Annotated in this window: 14 protein-coding genes and 1 pseudogene; 2 read left to right on the top strand and 13 right to left on the bottom strand. The window is 67.0% G+C overall.

The window, feature by feature from the left end:
* Positions 1-20: 20 nt before the first annotated feature.
* The 5 genes from ACQHI0_RS07335 to ACQHI0_RS07315 all read right to left on the bottom strand — a co-directional run bounded on the left by ACQHI0_RS07335 (position 21) and on the right by ACQHI0_RS07315 (position 6784).
* Positions 21-1691, bottom strand: coding sequence for a carboxyl transferase domain-containing protein (locus tag ACQHI0_RS07335; protein WP_427907165.1), 1671 nt, complete (start codon positions 1689-1691; stop codon positions 21-23).
* On the bottom strand, positions 1672-3300 hold the full coding sequence (locus tag ACQHI0_RS07330; RefSeq protein ID WP_427907164.1) for an FAD-dependent monooxygenase: 1629 nt from the start codon (positions 3298-3300) through the stop codon (positions 1672-1674). The genes ACQHI0_RS07335 and ACQHI0_RS07330 overlap by 20 nt, the downstream gene beginning before the upstream one ends.
* On the bottom strand, positions 3297-4142 hold the full coding sequence (locus ACQHI0_RS07325; protein ID WP_427907163.1) for a fumarylacetoacetate hydrolase family protein: 846 nt from the start codon (positions 4140-4142) through the stop codon (positions 3297-3299). The genes ACQHI0_RS07330 and ACQHI0_RS07325 overlap by 4 nt, the downstream gene beginning before the upstream one ends.
* Before the next feature lie 13 nt (positions 4143-4155).
* Positions 4156-5427, bottom strand: a complete 1272-nt coding sequence (locus ACQHI0_RS07320) for an MFS transporter (RefSeq protein ID WP_427907162.1) — start codon at positions 5425-5427, stop codon at positions 4156-4158.
* 175 nt (positions 5428-5602) lie between these two features.
* Complete coding sequence (locus ACQHI0_RS07315; RefSeq protein WP_427907161.1) at positions 5603-6784, bottom strand: MFS transporter; 1182 nt, start codon at positions 6782-6784, stop codon at positions 5603-5605.
* Between the two features lie 188 nt (positions 6785-6972).
* On the opposite strand from ACQHI0_RS07315, the gene ACQHI0_RS07310 reads away from it, so the two are divergent.
* Together ACQHI0_RS07310 and ACQHI0_RS07305 are read left to right on the top strand one after the other, a co-directional pair.
* Positions 6973-7758 carry a pentapeptide repeat-containing protein gene (locus ACQHI0_RS07310; protein ID WP_427907160.1) on the top strand — a complete coding sequence of 262 codons (786 nt, stop codon included), beginning with the start codon at positions 6973-6975 and terminating at the stop codon, positions 7756-7758.
* Positions 7759-7808: 50 nt separating this feature from the next.
* Positions 7809-8005, top strand: a pseudogene (locus ACQHI0_RS07305) (IS701 family transposase); the annotation flags it as partial.
* A 79-nt stretch (positions 8006-8084) separates the two neighbouring features.
* Here ACQHI0_RS07305 and ACQHI0_RS07300 read toward each other — a convergent pair.
* The 8 genes from ACQHI0_RS07300 to ACQHI0_RS07265 form a co-directional block, all read right to left on the bottom strand.
* Entirely contained in the window at positions 8085-8960 is an 876-nt protein-coding gene (locus tag ACQHI0_RS07300; protein ID WP_427907159.1) for a MaoC/PaaZ C-terminal domain-containing protein, read from the bottom strand.
* A 1-nt stretch (position 8961) separates the two neighbouring features.
* Complete coding sequence (locus tag ACQHI0_RS07295) at positions 8962-9582, bottom strand: TetR/AcrR family transcriptional regulator (RefSeq protein WP_427907158.1); 621 nt, start codon at positions 9580-9582, stop codon at positions 8962-8964.
* Between the two features lie 113 nt (positions 9583-9695).
* Entirely contained in the window at positions 9696-10619 is a 924-nt protein-coding gene (locus ACQHI0_RS07290) for an SDR family oxidoreductase (RefSeq protein WP_427907157.1), read from the bottom strand.
* Between the two features lie 30 nt (positions 10620-10649).
* Positions 10650-11471 carry a metal-dependent hydrolase gene (locus ACQHI0_RS07285; RefSeq protein ID WP_427907156.1) on the bottom strand — a complete coding sequence of 274 codons (822 nt, stop codon included), beginning with the start codon at positions 11469-11471 and terminating at the stop codon, positions 10650-10652.
* Between the two features lie 60 nt (positions 11472-11531).
* On the bottom strand, positions 11532-13037 hold the full coding sequence (locus ACQHI0_RS07280) for a class I adenylate-forming enzyme family protein (protein WP_427907155.1): 1506 nt from the start codon (positions 13035-13037) through the stop codon (positions 11532-11534).
* Positions 13034-14242, bottom strand: coding sequence for an acetyl-CoA C-acetyltransferase (locus ACQHI0_RS07275; RefSeq protein ID WP_427907154.1), 1209 nt, complete (start codon positions 14240-14242; stop codon positions 13034-13036). Before ACQHI0_RS07275 ends, ACQHI0_RS07280 begins: the two co-directional genes overlap by 4 nt.
* A gap of 38 nt (positions 14243-14280) precedes the next feature.
* Positions 14281-14763, bottom strand: a complete 483-nt coding sequence (locus tag ACQHI0_RS07270) for a 2,4'-dihydroxyacetophenone dioxygenase family protein (RefSeq protein WP_427907153.1) — start codon at positions 14761-14763, stop codon at positions 14281-14283.
* A gap of 39 nt (positions 14764-14802) precedes the next feature.
* Positions 14803-15819, bottom strand: coding sequence for a zinc-binding dehydrogenase (locus ACQHI0_RS07265; protein ID WP_427907152.1), 1017 nt, complete (start codon positions 15817-15819; stop codon positions 14803-14805).
* Positions 15820-15830: the final 11 nt, after the last annotated feature.

The raw sequence follows: 15830 nt of genomic DNA, 5'->3' as shown, positions 1-15830 counted from the left end.
GCTCGGGGGGAGGGAGGGCGTCATGCGGACACCCCGAGTTCGCGGTAGCGGTGGCGTCTGCGGGTGTATCGGTCGGCCGGATTCGTGGTCGCGAGTGCGCGCAAGGCATGTTCGACGGCGGCGCCGACGCGCAGGCACACCTGGGTCGGATCGCCGTGTTCGCTGATGATCTCGTCGACTATTCCGTTGCGTGACAAGGCATTCGCGTGGATGCCCTGCTCGCGGGCCAGCTGCGCGGCGTGGTCGACGTCGTGGTGGACGACGGCGCTGGCACCCTCGGGTGGGAGCGGGCTCAGCCACGCGTGCTGGGTGGCGATGACCCGGTCGGCGGGCAGCCAGGCCAGTGCCGCCCCACCGGTGCCCTGTCCGAGCAGGATCGACACGGTCGTTGTCTCGAGGGTGATCAGATCCGCGAGGCAGCGCGCGATCTGACCGGCGATCCCCTGTTCCTCGGCGGCCGTGCTCAATTCCGCTCCCCCGGTATCGATGACGGTCACCACCGGCAGCGACAGTTCGGCGGCGAGCCGAATCGCGCGCCGGGCTGTGCGCAGGGCGCCATCGGTCAGCGTCGCGGCGGCGCCGGGGCCCGGCTGTCGGCTGTGCCCGAGGAAGACACAGGGCGCGCCGCCGATCCGCGCGATCGCGGCCAGCACGCCGGGTGCGGCATCGCCCTCGGCGCTGCCGTGCAGCGACACGTGGTCGGGCCAGAGGGCGAGCAGGTCCGCTGCGGCGACGCGATCGGGCAGGCGCGTGCGGAGCACCGATTCCCACGGGTCGGTGGGTGATCCCGCGCCGGGGATGGCCCGCGGCGGCAGCGCGGACACTTCGGTGGTCGTTTCGCCGCCCCGATCCGCACCGGCGTGCGCTGCGCCGTCGTCCGGTTGCCCACCCAGGTCCAGGGTGCCGGGCCCGGCTTCGGCGACATCGGGTATGCCTGCCTGGTGTCCGATGCCCGGTTCGCCGACGCGATCGAGTACCGCCAGCGCCCGCGACAGCCACCCCCCAAGCGCCTCCGGTGACACCACGGCGTCGACGAGTCCGTGCGCGAGCAGGTTCTCGCTGCGCTGCACGCCCTCGGGCAGGGGTGCACCGAGCGCCGCGTAGACCCGAGGACCGAGAAATCCGACCAGCGCGCCCGGCTCGGCGAGGGTGAGGTGTCCCATCGAGGCCCAGGACGCGAAGACCCCGCCGGTGGTGGGGTGGCGCAGATAGACCAGATATGGCAACCCGGCCCGCTTGTGATCGGCGACGGCCGCGGCGATCTTGACCATCTGCACGAAAGCGACTGTGCCCTCCTGCATGCGGGTGCCGCCGGAGCAGGGCAGCGCCAGCAGCGGCAACCCTTTGCTGGTGGCGCGCTCGATGGCAGTCACCAGCCGGTGCGCGGCGGCGACACCGATCGACCCGCCGAGAAACCCGAATTCACCTGCCAGCACCGCGATCCGGCGCCCACCCAGCCGAGCCTCACCCACGACGACGGCTTCGTCGAGCCCGGTTCGCGCACGGGCAGCGCCCAACTGCCGTGCGTACCCGGCATCGGGGCCGACATCGACGAGCCGGTCCGGCCAGGGCCGGAACCCGCCCGGATCGACCAGCCCGGCGAGCAGCGCGAGTACCGGCGCCCGGTCTGCCACGATCGCGAGCCGGTCGGTGCGCCCGGCGGGCGAGCGCTCACCAGCCGGCGACGACATCGACGGCCTTCTCCGCGACAGCCGGATCATTACCCCGCCACGCCACGTGTTGATCGGGACGAACCAGGAGCAGGCGAGCACCGAAGATCTCGTGCGGGGATCGCCCGTCCTCAGTGTCGGCGGCCGAGAGCGACCGCACCGTCACTCGAACGCGCAACTCCTCGGCCCGCGCCAGAATCGGGGCGATATCGGGTGCGGGCGCGTCGTCGACGAGCACGAGCAGGGTGAATTCCGGGCCGAGCACGTCATACAGTGACCGGCCCTCGCGCAGCCACACGTGCGGCAGTAGTGCGCCGGGGCAGGCGGAAGGCACATACTCGATCGGATCCTGCGGCGGTGGCGCGGATCCGTCGGAAACAATGACGGCCGAGTTGCCGTAGTGATAGCCCAATACCAGTCCGAGCGAATGGAATTCGCTCTTCTTCACCGCGAGCGCGGTCGCGGTCCTGCTGCGCGCGAGATCGGCCGGCGGGCCCGCTTCCCCGATCTCGACCGTCGAGAAGTGGTGTGCCAGCGCTGTTTCCTGAGCGCCCGCGTCGGCGATCGTGCGCGCGGCGACCGGACGGCGTTCGGCCGCGTAGCTGTCGAGCAGCGCCGGGCCGCCCCAGCCGTGCACGGTCGCGGCGATCTTCCAGGCGATGTTCACCGCGTCGCCGATGCAGGTGTTGTACCCGTGCCCACCCCAAGGCGGGTTGAGGTGCGCGGCGTCCCCGACCAGGAAGATCCGATCCCGGCGGTACTTGTCGGACAGCAGTTTTCGCGCCACCCACGGATCGGTCGCGATCACCTCCACCGGCGCCCGATCCCCGATCAGCGCATGCAGCAACGCCTCCGGATCGACAATCCCCGTCCGCACGTCGACGCCCTGCACGATGGCCCACCAGGTGTCCGCGCGATCGAGCCGCCCCACGATCCCGGCCGCGCCAGGCGCCATCACCCAGTAGTGGACGGCATTGGCGAACCGCACCCGCTCGGCGAGGCCGGGTGCGCGGAACAGAATGCTGAGGTTGGGCCGTTCGCCCGAGGAACCTTCGAACTGCGCGCCGATGCTCTCGCGCACGATGCTCCCACCACCGTCACAGCCGAGCACGTACTGCGCGTCGATGGTGGTGCTCGCGCCCGCCTCGTCTTCGACGATCGCGCGGACGGTGCCGTCGGGCAACTCGTCGAGCGCTGTGACGCGGGCACCCAGGCGCAGCTGGACGTACTGGTCGCGTTCGACGGCGCCGCGCAGGACGAGCTCCACCACCGGTTGCGGCGCCTGCTGCCCCGGTTCCGGTGCCCATTCCGGCCGGTCGACCTCGAGCTGGAAGCCGTTGGCGAATCGGGTGATCTCATAGCCGAGCAGCGTCGAACAGAACACGATGTCCTGGGCCCATTCCACGGAAAGCGGTGCGGCCGCGCGCAATTCGTCGGCGAGCCCCCACCTGCGCAGATGGGTCATGGTCCGCGCGTTGGTCGTTTTCGCCCTCGGGCGGGTGGTGTCGACCTCGACACGCGGTTCGATGACGATGCTGCGCACCCGGTGCCGCGCCAGCTCCAGGGCGGCGGCCAGCCCGGAGGGTCCACCGCCGACGATCAGCACCGGATCCGCCGTGGTGTCGGTCATGCCCCTTTCCTTCCGCTCGCATCGACGATCGGCGTGCGCAGTACACCGAGTTTGTCGATCTCGACCTCGACGATGTCACCGGGCCCCAGCAGCCACGGCGGATTGCGCACGTAGCCGACACCTTCGGGGGTGCCGGTGGCGATGATGTCACCGGGATGCAGGGTGAAGGTTTCGCTGATCAGCGCGATGATGTCGCCGAGCGGGAAGATGAAGTCGCGGGTGTTGCCGTCCTGAACGAGGGTGCCGTTGACCCTGGTGCGCACGCGCAGCCCCTCGGACAGGTCCCCGACCTCGTGCGCCGGAACCAGCGGCCCCAGCGGCCCCGACCGGTCGCCGTTCTTGCCGAGTGTCCATTGCGCGGTGAGTTTCTGCGCCTTGCGCGAGGTGAGGTCGTTGAAGCAGGCGTAACCGGCGACGCCCGCGACTCCCGTTGCCGGATCCACACTTTCGAGCCTGGTGCCGATGAACGCGGCGACCTCGCCCTCCCAATCCAGGCCCGCTTCGTTGGCAGGCACCGGCGCGGACACATCGCCGACGGTGAGCGATGCGGGCCAGCGGCCGAACAGGGTCGGATATTCGGGCGGGATGAAGCCACCCTCCGCGGCGTGTGCGCGATAGTTGAGCCCGACGCAGATCACCCGAGCCGAAGCCGGAACGGGCGCGACGACATTGACCAGGGCCACGTCGATTCCCGGTGTTTCGATCTGCTGCGCGCGGTCGATCCAGGTGAAGGCGTCGCTCCAGAATTCGTCGAGTGGGGCGAGCGGGCGGATGGTCTCGCCGTCGAGCACACCGACCGAGATCGGGTCCTGTTCGCTGGTGCGGTAGCCGATGAGTTTCATCGAGTCACTTTCCTCAGGGTGTGGCCGGCAGTGAAGCGGCATCGTGGTCTACGGGAGTTGTGGTTTCGCTGGTGCGTGGCCGGCGCGGGAGGGTGGCCATCAGCACGCCGCCGATCAGGGCGGGCGCGGCGAACGCGAGCGAACTGACGATCACCGCGCCGCCGCCTGCGACGAAAGCGGCGCCGTAGGTCGGTCCGGCGATCGCGCCCACCCGCCCGATACCCAGCGCCCAGCCGAGGCCGGTCGCCCGGATCCGGGCCGGGTAGAAGCAGGCGATGTGGTCGTTGAGCATGTTCTGGGTACCAAGGCCGCCGAACCCGGCCACCGCGACCAGCAGCATCAGCACGGCCGTCGGCGGATGCGTGCCGAGCAGCGCCAGCGCCACCGCGGCGGTCGCGAAACCGGTGAGCACCAACGGTTTCGGGCCGAATTGCTCGGCCAGCGCCGCGGCGATAAGAGTGCCCGCGATGGCGCCGGCGCTGTAGATCAGCAGGAAGGTGACCGCCGATCCGATGGGATAGCCGGCGTTGCGCATGATCTGCGGCAACCACGTGGTCACCCCGAACATCGTCAGCATGCTGCACACGGCGACGAACCAGATACCCACCGTCGCCCTGGTCATCCCCGCGCCGAAGAGCTCGGCCACCGGGGACTTCACCGACCGGCCGTCGTCGGCTTTCACCACGGCGAAAACCCGTGATTCGGGCAGCTTCGCGAAGGCGATGGGCAGCAAGGTGACCAGCGGAATCGCGCCGAGGGCATACACCGGACGGAACCCGAAGTCCTCGAGCAGCACCAGCGACGCCGTCGAGGCGAGGACACCGCCGAACGCGGGCCCGGTCAGCACCATGCCGAGCACTCGGGACCGGTATTCGGGTGCGGCGAATTCGGCGGCCATGGCGATCGCCGTCGGCAGCAAGCCGCCGATGCCGAGTCCTGCGGCCAGCCGGGTCGCGGCGAACACCTCGAAGGTGGGCGAGAAGGCCGTCACAAATGTCGCCGCCGAGAACAGGGTCAAGCAGGCCAGGAAAAGTCGTCGCCTGCCGAGCAGGTCGGTGAGCGTACCGGCGGTCAGCGAGCCGATCAGCACACCGACCAGTGCCGCGCTGCCGACGAAGCCCGCCGCCGCGGCGGTGATGTGCCACGGTTCGTGGCCGATCAGAGCGGGCAGCGTCGCGCCGTAGACGAACAGGTCATAGCCGTCGCTCAGTAGCGCGGCCCAGCACAGAATCGGAACGAGCACAGCGCCGCGACCCACCCGGGTCGAAGTCGTTGGGAGTGTCATGCGGTACCTCTGGTCAAAGGATGGTGGAGGCCAGACCTCCAGAAACGGTTATAACCGTTATGTGTGATGGTAGCCACAAACCGGGGGGTGGTGTCAACCATTCGGCTCGATTAGACGCCCATCACACCAAATATGAGAGCGAAAGAGCTGGTCAGCGGGACATGGATCCCGAAATTCAGTGCCGTGCGTGCTCGGCGGCAGCCGCACGAGCACGGGCCGGATCGCCGGATTCGATGGCGGCTACCAGTTCCTCGTGGACGGCGGTGCGGCGGGCGAAGTACTCGGAATTGCCCCCATCACGGGCTCGACTGGCCCTGGTGGCGTGCTGCTCGATGTACTCCTCGAGCCCCAGATAGGTGCCGCGCAGCACACGATTCGGGACGATCGCGACAATCCGGCGATGCAATCCCCACACGGCGCGGATGAATCCCTCCGGGTCACCGGCGGCATCGCGGACGGTGTCGAGCAGTCGGCGCAGCTCCGCGAGATCGGCGGGACTGCGGTGCCTGGCCGCCAATTCGGCGACCAATGGCTCGAGTTCCTCGCGGACGGCGATCGCCTCCGCCACCCCACCTGGGTCGTTGTCGACGGTCAGCAGGGTGCGGCCGAGACGGACGATCGAGGACCGCTCCGCGACGAACAACCCGCCGCCGGGACCGGGGCGCACGGTGATGACGCCACGATCCTGCAGCAGCCGAACTGCCTCGATGACGGTCCCCCGCGCCATCCCCGACTCTTCCTGCAGCTGCTGGCGGGTGCCCAGCTTGTCGCCCGCCCGCAACTCCCCCGCCGCGATCCGATCTTGGATATGCGACACCAGGGACTCAGCCCGCGTGAGTGACCCCTGGATCGCCATGCCGTCAGTGTAGAGCGCGCCGCATCGAGACCTTCTCGGTCCGTGGACGATTCCGGACGCGCTCGCCCACAGGTCGGGGACCCTGCCCGCGCGCGGGGCGCCCGAAGCCGGCGTCGGGGGAAGTTCGGGCAGCGGTTCCTGGCCGATGCGCGCGGCGATGCGGTTGACCCGGCCGAGTACGTCCCGCCGTCCGCCGGTGAGCAGGTAATCCACCGATTCCGGTAGCAACAGCGCCAGCAACATCAGCGCCAGACCGGTGAGCACGGCGCCGCACACGAACACCGCCCGCCAGCCGTATTCGTCGCGCAGGAACACCGCGGCCAGGCCGCCGAGTGTCGCGCCGAGCCCGTAGCCCGCGGTGTAGAGACCGATGGGCAACCCGCGCCAGCGCGTGGAGGAGTACTCGCTGGCGATCACGTTGGTGCAGTCCAGAATTCCGCCGACACCGAGCCCGGTGAGATGGATAGCCCTCATCCCGAACTGTTCGACATCCGCTGCCATACAGTGGTTTTCGCTCACAACACCGATGCACTGGGGGATTCATGACCACAGGTGACCCGTTTCCCACACCGGATCCGAACCCTCCCCCAGCGACAGACCCCGCGCCACCCCCGCTCACTCGGCGACAGCAGATCGCGCGCCTGATCCATCAAGCCTTCACCTGGTCGGGTTGGTCCACACTCACAACGTTGACCACAGCAGTCGCCGCAGTCGCGGCACTGTATTTCACTGGACAAACTCTGCGCGCAACGAATGCCCAGAATTCAACCACACGGGAATCTGCCATCACCGACCGGCTCGCAAAAGCTACCGAGCAACTGAGCTCCGAGAAAATAAATTCGCAACTGGCAGGCATTTACCTTCTTGAACGTTTAGCAAACGACTCTCCTACCGACCGAGGCACCACCGTGGAGCTTTTGTCCGCGTACGTGCGCAACGAAGCTCCGGCATCCAAGTGCACAGTTCCCGCCATGAATGCGGGACCAGGGATACGACTCGCTGCGAATATCCAGGCAGCCATAACAGTGCTAGGTAGGATGCCACACGGTGGCACCGTAGTCGACCTGTCGTACGCATGCCTGGTTGGCGCCGATATGAAACGCGGCAATTTCAGCAATACATTGTTCAACGACTCCGTTCTAGCGCGCGCAAACTTCGTGGAAACCAATCTCTCAGGATCACTATTTCGGGATGCGAATTTTCAGCTGGGAAACTTTAACCGATCCAACCTGTCTTACACCTTCTGGGGAGGAGCAAACGCCACTTCTGCCGTTTTCGTGTCAACTGACGTGACAGGCGCCGAGTTCTTGGACGTCGACATATCAGGTGCCGACCTTTCGAGAATCGACGGACTAACGCTAGAACATTTCATTTTGGCGCTGGACAAGCCGTACACAATCGCCGATGCGATTGTCCACTGCGATCAAGTCACGGATTGGCCTGAGGGGTTCACTCCACCGAGGTGTAGCCCGTAATACTCCAGCATTTCTTAGCGATGCTGTTGGGTAGCATAGGGTTTCGTGCTGTTGGCGGGGAAAACGGTGGGACCTTGGCCTAAGCCGCGGGCGATTTGACGCCGAACGGGATGCAGCGCTGCTGAACAAGGCCGCGTGCGACGTCGACGGAGTCCGTGACGACGCGCGTAAATCTGTTGGGGTGCAACAGCAACACTCGGGAACGGGCGGTCGGGTGGAGAATTGTCAGCTCGGCGTGTTCTGTGCGTAGACGACTGTGAAGGGTCGCACCGGTGAACCGTCCCCGTGCCGAACTCGGCACGGGGACGACATGGACTGCGACCGGCCTATGGGTTCAACACCACGTAAGCGTCGCGGACTGCCTGGTTGCCGGCTCCGTTCAAGACGCTGAAATGCGCTGTGCTGGTGCCGTCGGGTTGGGTGTCCACGGTGTGGAGCGTGGGCTGGATGGTGGATGGAACTGGAACGACCGCGCGGAAGGAGGCCCCGACCCGGCGTACCTGCTCCGGGCTGCGGCCGAGGGCGGCCAACACCCAATCGACTCCGTGTGCCAGGGTGGCCGAGCCGTGCAGGATCACGCTGGGCAGCCCCGCAGCGCGGGCGACGGCAAGATCGGTGTGGATGGGGTTCCAGAGGCGGCCACATTCGCCGTAGACGTGCGGGGCCCAGGTTTCGATCCGGACCGCTCCGCTGCGGGATTGCGTGGATTGCGGCGGCGGTCCGGGACGTTCAGGTGCAGCGTCGGCCACTTGATCGGCTCCGTCGACGTCGACATCCCGGTAGAGGGAGTCCATCCAGGTTGTCCACAGGGGGCCGTCGCCGTCGGCGCCCTCCAATCGCATGGCGATCAGCGCGCCGGCGGAGGTGCGCCGGATACCGGTGACTTCAGCGCAGACCGTCACCGTGGCATCGGCGGGAATGGTGCGGTGGAGATGCAGGTCGTGGCCGGCGTGCACGCCGCGGTGGGTTTCGGCGCGGGTGAGCCCGAGGGCTGCCATTCCGGAGTCGGGGTCGGTGAGCAGGTCCCATTCCGGTGACAGCGGGAACAGGGGGTGGTTGATGATGCCGGTGGGGCGGGTGGTGTCGAAGTAGAGGTCGTCGGTGTGGCCGAGGCCGGCGGCATAGGCCATCAGCCGTCGGGCATCGATCGTGGTGGTCCACGGTTTCAGGGTCAGTCCGACGGCGGAAGCGTTGAGAGGCAATTCAAGTCCTGAGTATTCCGTTGAGTACGAGGTCGACCCAGTCGGCCGAGAGTTGGCGCAGGTCGCGAGATTCGTCGCGCTGTAGTTCGGGGTCGGCCAGTTTGGTGGCCGCTGTTTCCCAGACCGCGGCGAGCAGTTCGGTGTTGATCGGGCGGAAGATTCCGAGTTCGATACCGTGATCGAGAATGGTGCGCAGAACCTCGACGTAGTAATGCGAGTAGCTCGCGACGAGGCCGCGAATGGCGTTGTGCGCGTTGACATCGAGCCAGAACACGCGCGAGGTCCGTCCCACACCCTCGACACCGAAATCGGTCCACACCTGCATCCGGGCAATCGGGTCGTGCGCCGAATGCAGGCGCTGAACGGCGGCGTCTATCGCGCGCTGATACCAGCGTTCGATCACCAAGGCGACGAGCTCGTCCTTGCTCGGTGCGAGTTGGTACAGGGTGGCGTAGGACGTGCTCAGGTCCTTGGTGACGTTGGTGAGGCGCAGGGAGCGGAAGCCGTCGGCGAGAATGGCGCGTTGCAGTCCGTCGAGGATCTCCTCCTGCCGGGTAGAGAAGTGCGGGATGCGTGCCAGTGGCCGGGGCGGAACCTGGAAGATCTCCGTCGTGTTGGTCATGGTCGCGCTCCCCTGGGTCGGCAGTCCGGTTCGTCTTCCGAGTGTAGAAGAACGGACTGCCGGTTACAGTTTGCCCCACTGACGCCCCGGATTCTCCGCCCGGCGTTCGTCGGTTACGGCGAATGTGTCGGCCGACCTGGTCCTTCGGCGTCGGTCCCGGTCATGTCGGCGTTCGGCCGAGCCTTGGCCATCAGGTCGGCGACCGCCTGCCCGATATCCTCGGCTTCGCCGACCGCGCCGGTGGTCGGCCCCCGATGCCAGCCTTCGGAGATCGACAGCGCCTGGCCGGATACGTCGAATACCCGGCCGGTGACGTTGCGGGATTCGGGCGAGGCGAGCCAGGTGACCAGGGGCGCGATCCAGCGGGGGTCGAGCTGGGCGGCGATTTCCGCGTCGACGCTGACCAGGTTCTCGGTCATCCGTGTCAGTGCTGCCGGGGCGATGGCATTGGCGGTGACGTTGTAGCGGTACAACTCCTCGGCGACGATCGTGGTGAACGCCGCGATCCCCGCCTTGGCGGCGCCGTAGTTGGCCTGCCCGATATTGCCGTACAGGCCGGAGGGCGAGCTGGTGTTGATGATGCGGCCGTCGACCGATGCACCGGCTTTGTGCTGGTCGCGCCAGTACTCGGCGGCATGCCGGGTGACGTTGAAGGTACCGCGCAGGTGAACGGCGATCACCGCGTCCCATTCGTCCGGGGACATGTTCACCAGCATCCGGTCGCGCAGTATTCCGGCATTGTTGACGACGATATCGAGGGTGCCGAATTCGTCGATCGCGCGCTGGACCATGGCGCGGGCATCGTCCCAGTCGGCGACATTGCCGGCGTCGGTGACGGCGCGGCCACCGAGAGCGGTGATTTCGTCCACCACCGATTGCGCCGGGCTGGTGTCGCTGCCGTCGCCGGTCACCGCACCACCGAGATCGTTGACCACGACAGCGGCGCCGTGCCGGGCCAGCGAGAGTGCGTGTTCGCGGCCGATTCCCCGGCCGGCGCCGGTGACCAAGGCCACGCGGCCTTCACAGAGAGGGGACACAGAGTTTCTCCTTTGGGTGTCGAGTGAATTTCAGGAACCGGCGACGATTTCGTCGTACTTGCTCTGGACCTCGTAGAAGCTGTCCGGCAGGGCGAGGTCGCGGGGGTGGTAGCGCGGGGAGAACACCCGCAAGGTCCGCGGGAAGGTCCGCAGCAGCAGGGTGCGGCGCAGCTTGTTACGCCGCTTCTTCTCGGCTTTGCCGATCGGCTGTTTCATGATCTCGGGCGCCGCCTTGGCCATGGCGCCGGCTAGCTTGAAAGACCAGCGCAGGTAGTGCATCAGGCAACGGGTCCCGACGAGGACCCGGTACCAATAGCTGGGTTCGACCGCTTCGAGGGCTTCGTAGGCGACCGTGCGATGTTCGAGTTCCTCCATCACATGCCAGGCGAAAAGGTCGCCGAGCGGAGCGACCATATTGTCGAAGATCCGCATCTCGAACTGGGTGATGGCGCCAGCGGTCGTGAACGATTCGAAGGCCTCGGCGTAGGCCAGATTCCAGCGCAGCGATTTGGTTTCGGTGAACCGCTCGTACTCGGCACGCAGTTCTTCCTCGAGCTCCTTCATCACCACGAACTGGGGGTGCGCAGCCCGGATGACATCGTTTGCCTTGGCGTGCTCGCGGAAATGCACGCCTTCCTGCGCACAGAAGAGTTTGATCCGCTCGGCGAGCGCGGCATCGGTGATCTCGTCGGCGGCGCGCCGGACGTTCTTGATCAGATAGGGCTCCAGATATGGCAGCGACATCCAGGAGCCGAGGAAGTAGATGGACAGGTCGGGATCGTTCTCGAGGAAGACGAGTTCCATGTCTTCGGGGAATTCGAAGGTCATCTTGCGGACACTGATGCTGTCCATGGCGGACTCCTCAGATGGGGTGAAGGGTGTGTGGGCCGGGCAGCCGGTGATCGGCCTGGGTCAGCTGCGGTCGGCGGCGAGTGCCGCGCGGCGGACCTTGAACATTTCGCTGCGCGGCATCTGGTCGACGAACTCGAAGGTCTTGGGGACCTTGTAGGCGGTGAGGCGGGATTTCGCGAAGGCCCTGAGTTCGTCTGCCGCCGGGCGGGTATGCCCGCGTTCGACTTCCACGAGGGCGTGGACGCGGTGGCCCCAGTCCTCGTCGGGGATTCCGATGACGACGACATCCGCGATGTCGGGGTGCTCGCCGAGCGCGGCTTCCACCTCGGCCGGGACGACATTCGCGCCGCCGGTGATGATGAGATCGCCCTTGCGGTCGGCGGAGTAGACGTAGCCCTGCTCATCGACCCGTCCGAGATCACCGACGGAGACATAGCCGCCTTCGATGACTTTGGGCCGGTCCTTGCCGAGGTAGTCGAACAGAGGTGCGTCGACCCCTGCCAACCGCAGATAGATCTCCCCGACCTCACCGGTGTCTACCTCCCGTAGGTCGTCGTCGAGGATCCGCAGTTCGGTGCCCGGTGCGGGCCGCCCGATGGTTCCTGGCCGGGTGAGCCATTCGTCGCCGCGCACGATGATCGAGCCGACGAGTTCGCTGGAGGCGAAGATCTCCCACAGCAGTTCGCCGCCGACCAGCTCGATCCATCGGTGTTTGAGCCACCCCGGGCAGGGCGCGGTGCCGTGCAGAATCGTGTGGAAGCAGGACCAGTCGACGGCGTCGATACCGGGGGTGTCGAGCAGGCGGCGCATCATCGTCGGGACCAGGGTCATGAACTGCGGACGGTGCTCGGCGATGATTCGAATGAAGGCCGGTCCGTCGAATTTCTCCATCAGCAGGATCTGCTGGCCTTCGAACAGCCCGCCGTGCGCCATCATCAGCGGGTTGCCGTGATACAGCGGGCCCATGATCAGGTGCCGGTCGATAGGGGCCATCCCGAACATGGCGTAGGTGGCGGCGAACACCGTCCCCGGGACCATTGCGCCCGGAACCGGCAGGACCACGGCTTTCGAAGCGCCGGTCGATCCGCCGGTCGGGATCGCCATCGCGTGAGTGGGGGTGCTGATCCCGATCTGCCGCGGAGTGAGTTGCGCGGCGCGGGCCACGTCGACGATGTGGATACCCGAGGTGGTTACCTCGTCGTGGTCGGACACGATCACGGCCGGCTCGGTGACGTCGAGCAGCCGGTCGCGTTCCCACGCCGGGACATCCCAGCGCATGGTGACGATTCCTGCGCCGATCTTCCACGCCCCGAGCGCAGCGACCAAGTGCTCGGGCGAATTGCGCAAACCGATGGCCACCCGCTGACCCGCCCGCACACCGAAATCGGCCAGCAGTGTGGCGACCTGATCGGAGCGTCGGTCGAGTTCTGCGGTGGTGAGGTCCTGCTGGGGGCCGGCGACGGGAAAGAATCGCAGTGCGATCCGGTCCGGGTCGTGCTGTGCCAGTTCGCGGATGCGCTCGCCCAGGGATACAGGGCCGGCAATTCCGGCGATGCCGCTGGTCATGAGAGGCGTTCGACGATCATGGCCATGCCCTGGCCGCCCCCGATGCACATCGATTCCATGCCGAAGGTCTTGTCGCGCCGGATGAGTGAGTGCACCAGGGTGGTCATGATGCGCGCGCCGGTCATACCGAACGGGTGCCCGAGTGCGATACCGCCGCCGTTGACGTTGAGCCTGTCCCAGCCGATCCCGAGTTGTTCGGCCGACGGGATCACCTGGGCGGCGAAGGCTTCGTTGATTTCGAGCAGGTCGATATCGGAGGCGGCCAGGCCAGCGGATTTCATCGCTCGCAGGCATGCTTCGACCGGTCCGAGTCCCATGATCTCTGGGTCGAGGCCGGAGACCGCCGACGCGACGATCCGCGCGAGCGGCGTCAGGCCCAGCGCCTTCGCCTTGTCCGCGCTCATTACCACGACCGCGGCCGCACCGTCGTTGAGCGGGCAGGCATTACCGGCAGTGACCCGGCCGTTTTCCCGGAACCGAGCCGGCAGCGCCGCCAGTTTTTCCACCGTGGTGCCCGGGCGCGGACCGTCATCGGAATCCACAACAACACCAGACGGCGTGGTGACCGGGATGATCTCCTCGGCCCAGAACCCGGACTCGCGCGCGGCGATGGCCCGCTGATGGCTCTGGACGGCGAACTCGTCCATCACCTGCCGGGATACGTTGCACAGGTCGGCGACGTTCTCGGCGGTGTCGCCCATATCGATGTAGAGATCGGGCAGGCCGTCGGTGGCCGGTGTCCAGCCGCCCGCGGACTTTATTTCGGCGGTGCGGGCCTTCGCCTCGTCGAATTTCGGGTTGTCGGTGGCCGGGCGGAACGCGTCCGCGGAGCCGTGGACGTAGCGGCTGACCGTTTCGACTCCGCCGGCGACGAAAACCTTTCCTTCACCGGCTTTCACGGCATGGGCGGCCATCCGGATCGCCTGCAGCGAGGAGGCGCAGAACCGGTTCACGGTGGTCCCGGGTGTGCTGTTCCAGCCGAGCAGCACGTTGACGACCCGGGCGAGGTTGAAGCCCTGCTCGCCGCCGGGCAGCCCACAGCCGAGGATGACGTCGTCGATCGTTTCCGGTGTGAGACCGATGCTGTCTACCACCGACCCGATGATGTGAGCCGCGAGATCGTCGGGCCGTATGTCGACCAGCGAGCCTTTCTGAGCACGTCCGATGGGGCTGCGCCCCGTGGCGACGATTACTGCTTCCGGCATGGGAATTCCTTTCCGATAAGTCCGCGAGTGCGGCGTCGTCACTGCTCGACGTAGACGTTGGGTTCGCCGCGGCCCTGCTGTTGGCACAGCGCCCGGTAGACCGCGAGCATCGTGCCCGCGTCGAGGACGCTTTCGATATTTCCGCCGGCGTCGAGGTTGAGATTGGCGCCGTAGATCGCGAACCACACATCGGCGGGGCCGTCGCTGTCCTCGGGAACCTTCAGGGTGTGGATGGAGCCGGCGGGCTCGAACAGATACGAACCGGGCCGGTTCATCTCCTCGGCCGATTCGAGGTAGTGCCAGGAACCGGACATGGTGAACGCGAACACCGGGCCGGTGTGTCGGTGCGTCTGGACCTGGGTGCCGGGTTGCATCCGGTTGCGCACCACCCACAGCCCCTCTTTCAAGTTGACGTGGGCGACCTTGGTCTCCACCTCGGGGGTGAGGTCTACCCAGGGCAGCTCCTCGTCGGACCGATGGGTGGTACCCAGCGGCTCTGGAATTTCGAGCGTGAACGGCATAGACATGGTTGACCTTTCAGAAGAGATGGCAACTGGGGTTCAGGTCCGGTTCGGGGTGACGAGCACTTTGCATTCGGTGGTGGGCCGCATCAGCGCCTCGAAGCGAGCCGGCAGCTCGTCCAGGCCGATCACGTCGGTGATGAGGGCGGCGGGGTCGAGGCGGCCGGCGGCCAGGTGCGCGATGGTCATCTCGAAATCGCGGGGGCGGTAGTAGAGGACGAACTGGAAATTCAGTTCCTTGGCCATCGCGGTGGTCGGGGTGAAGGTGTCGGGCACGGTGCAGGCACCGACGATGGTGATCTGTGCGTCTGGGGCCGCCACGTCGGCGGCGTGCTGGATCAGTCCGGGCACGCCCACGCATTCGATGACTGTCGCCGGCGCCGAACCGGTGAGCTCGGCGAAAGCCTCGCCGACGTCCTGGGCGGTGGGGTCGACGGTGCGGGCGCCGACCGCCTCGGCCAGCGTGCGGCGGGCGGGGACCGGATCGCTCACCAGGACCTCGCTGGCCCCGAACAGCCGCGCGTACAGGGCCACGGCCAGCCCGACCGGTCCCGCGCCCAGGATCAGCACCGGCGCCCCGGGTTCGCGCGAGGTCCTTTCGAGCGCGTGGTGCGCGACGGCCAGCGGTTCCACCAAGGCTCCACTGCGTGCCCCGACCTCGGCCGGCAAGACGAACAGATCCTGTGTGTCGACGGCGACGAACTCGGCGAAGGCTCCTGGTCGCTGTACCCCGGTCAGCTCCGCGCTCACGCAGCGGGCGGGGTTGGCCGAGCGGCAATTCACACAGTCGTGGCAGCCGACCAGCGGAAAGCCGACGGCGAGCTTCGATTCCAGCCGCGGATCGACATCATTGCCGCGGGCGACGACCCGGCCGCTGAACTCGTGCCCGAAGACAATGCCCGGATAGCTCTTCAGTAGCGGCGCCAGATGAAGATCGGAACCGCAGATCCCGGCCGCCTCGACCTCGAGTATCACCTGCCCCGGGCCGGGCGCCGGATCGGGGATATCCCGGATCTCCAGCGACGGAGTCGAATCCGTCAGTACCGCTGCCTTCATGTCCACTCCTT

Source organism: Nocardia sp. FBN12, assembly GCF_050320175.1.
Lineage (GTDB): Bacteria > Actinomycetota > Actinomycetes > Mycobacteriales > Mycobacteriaceae > Nocardia.
This window is presented reverse-complemented; position numbering and strand designations above follow the sequence as displayed.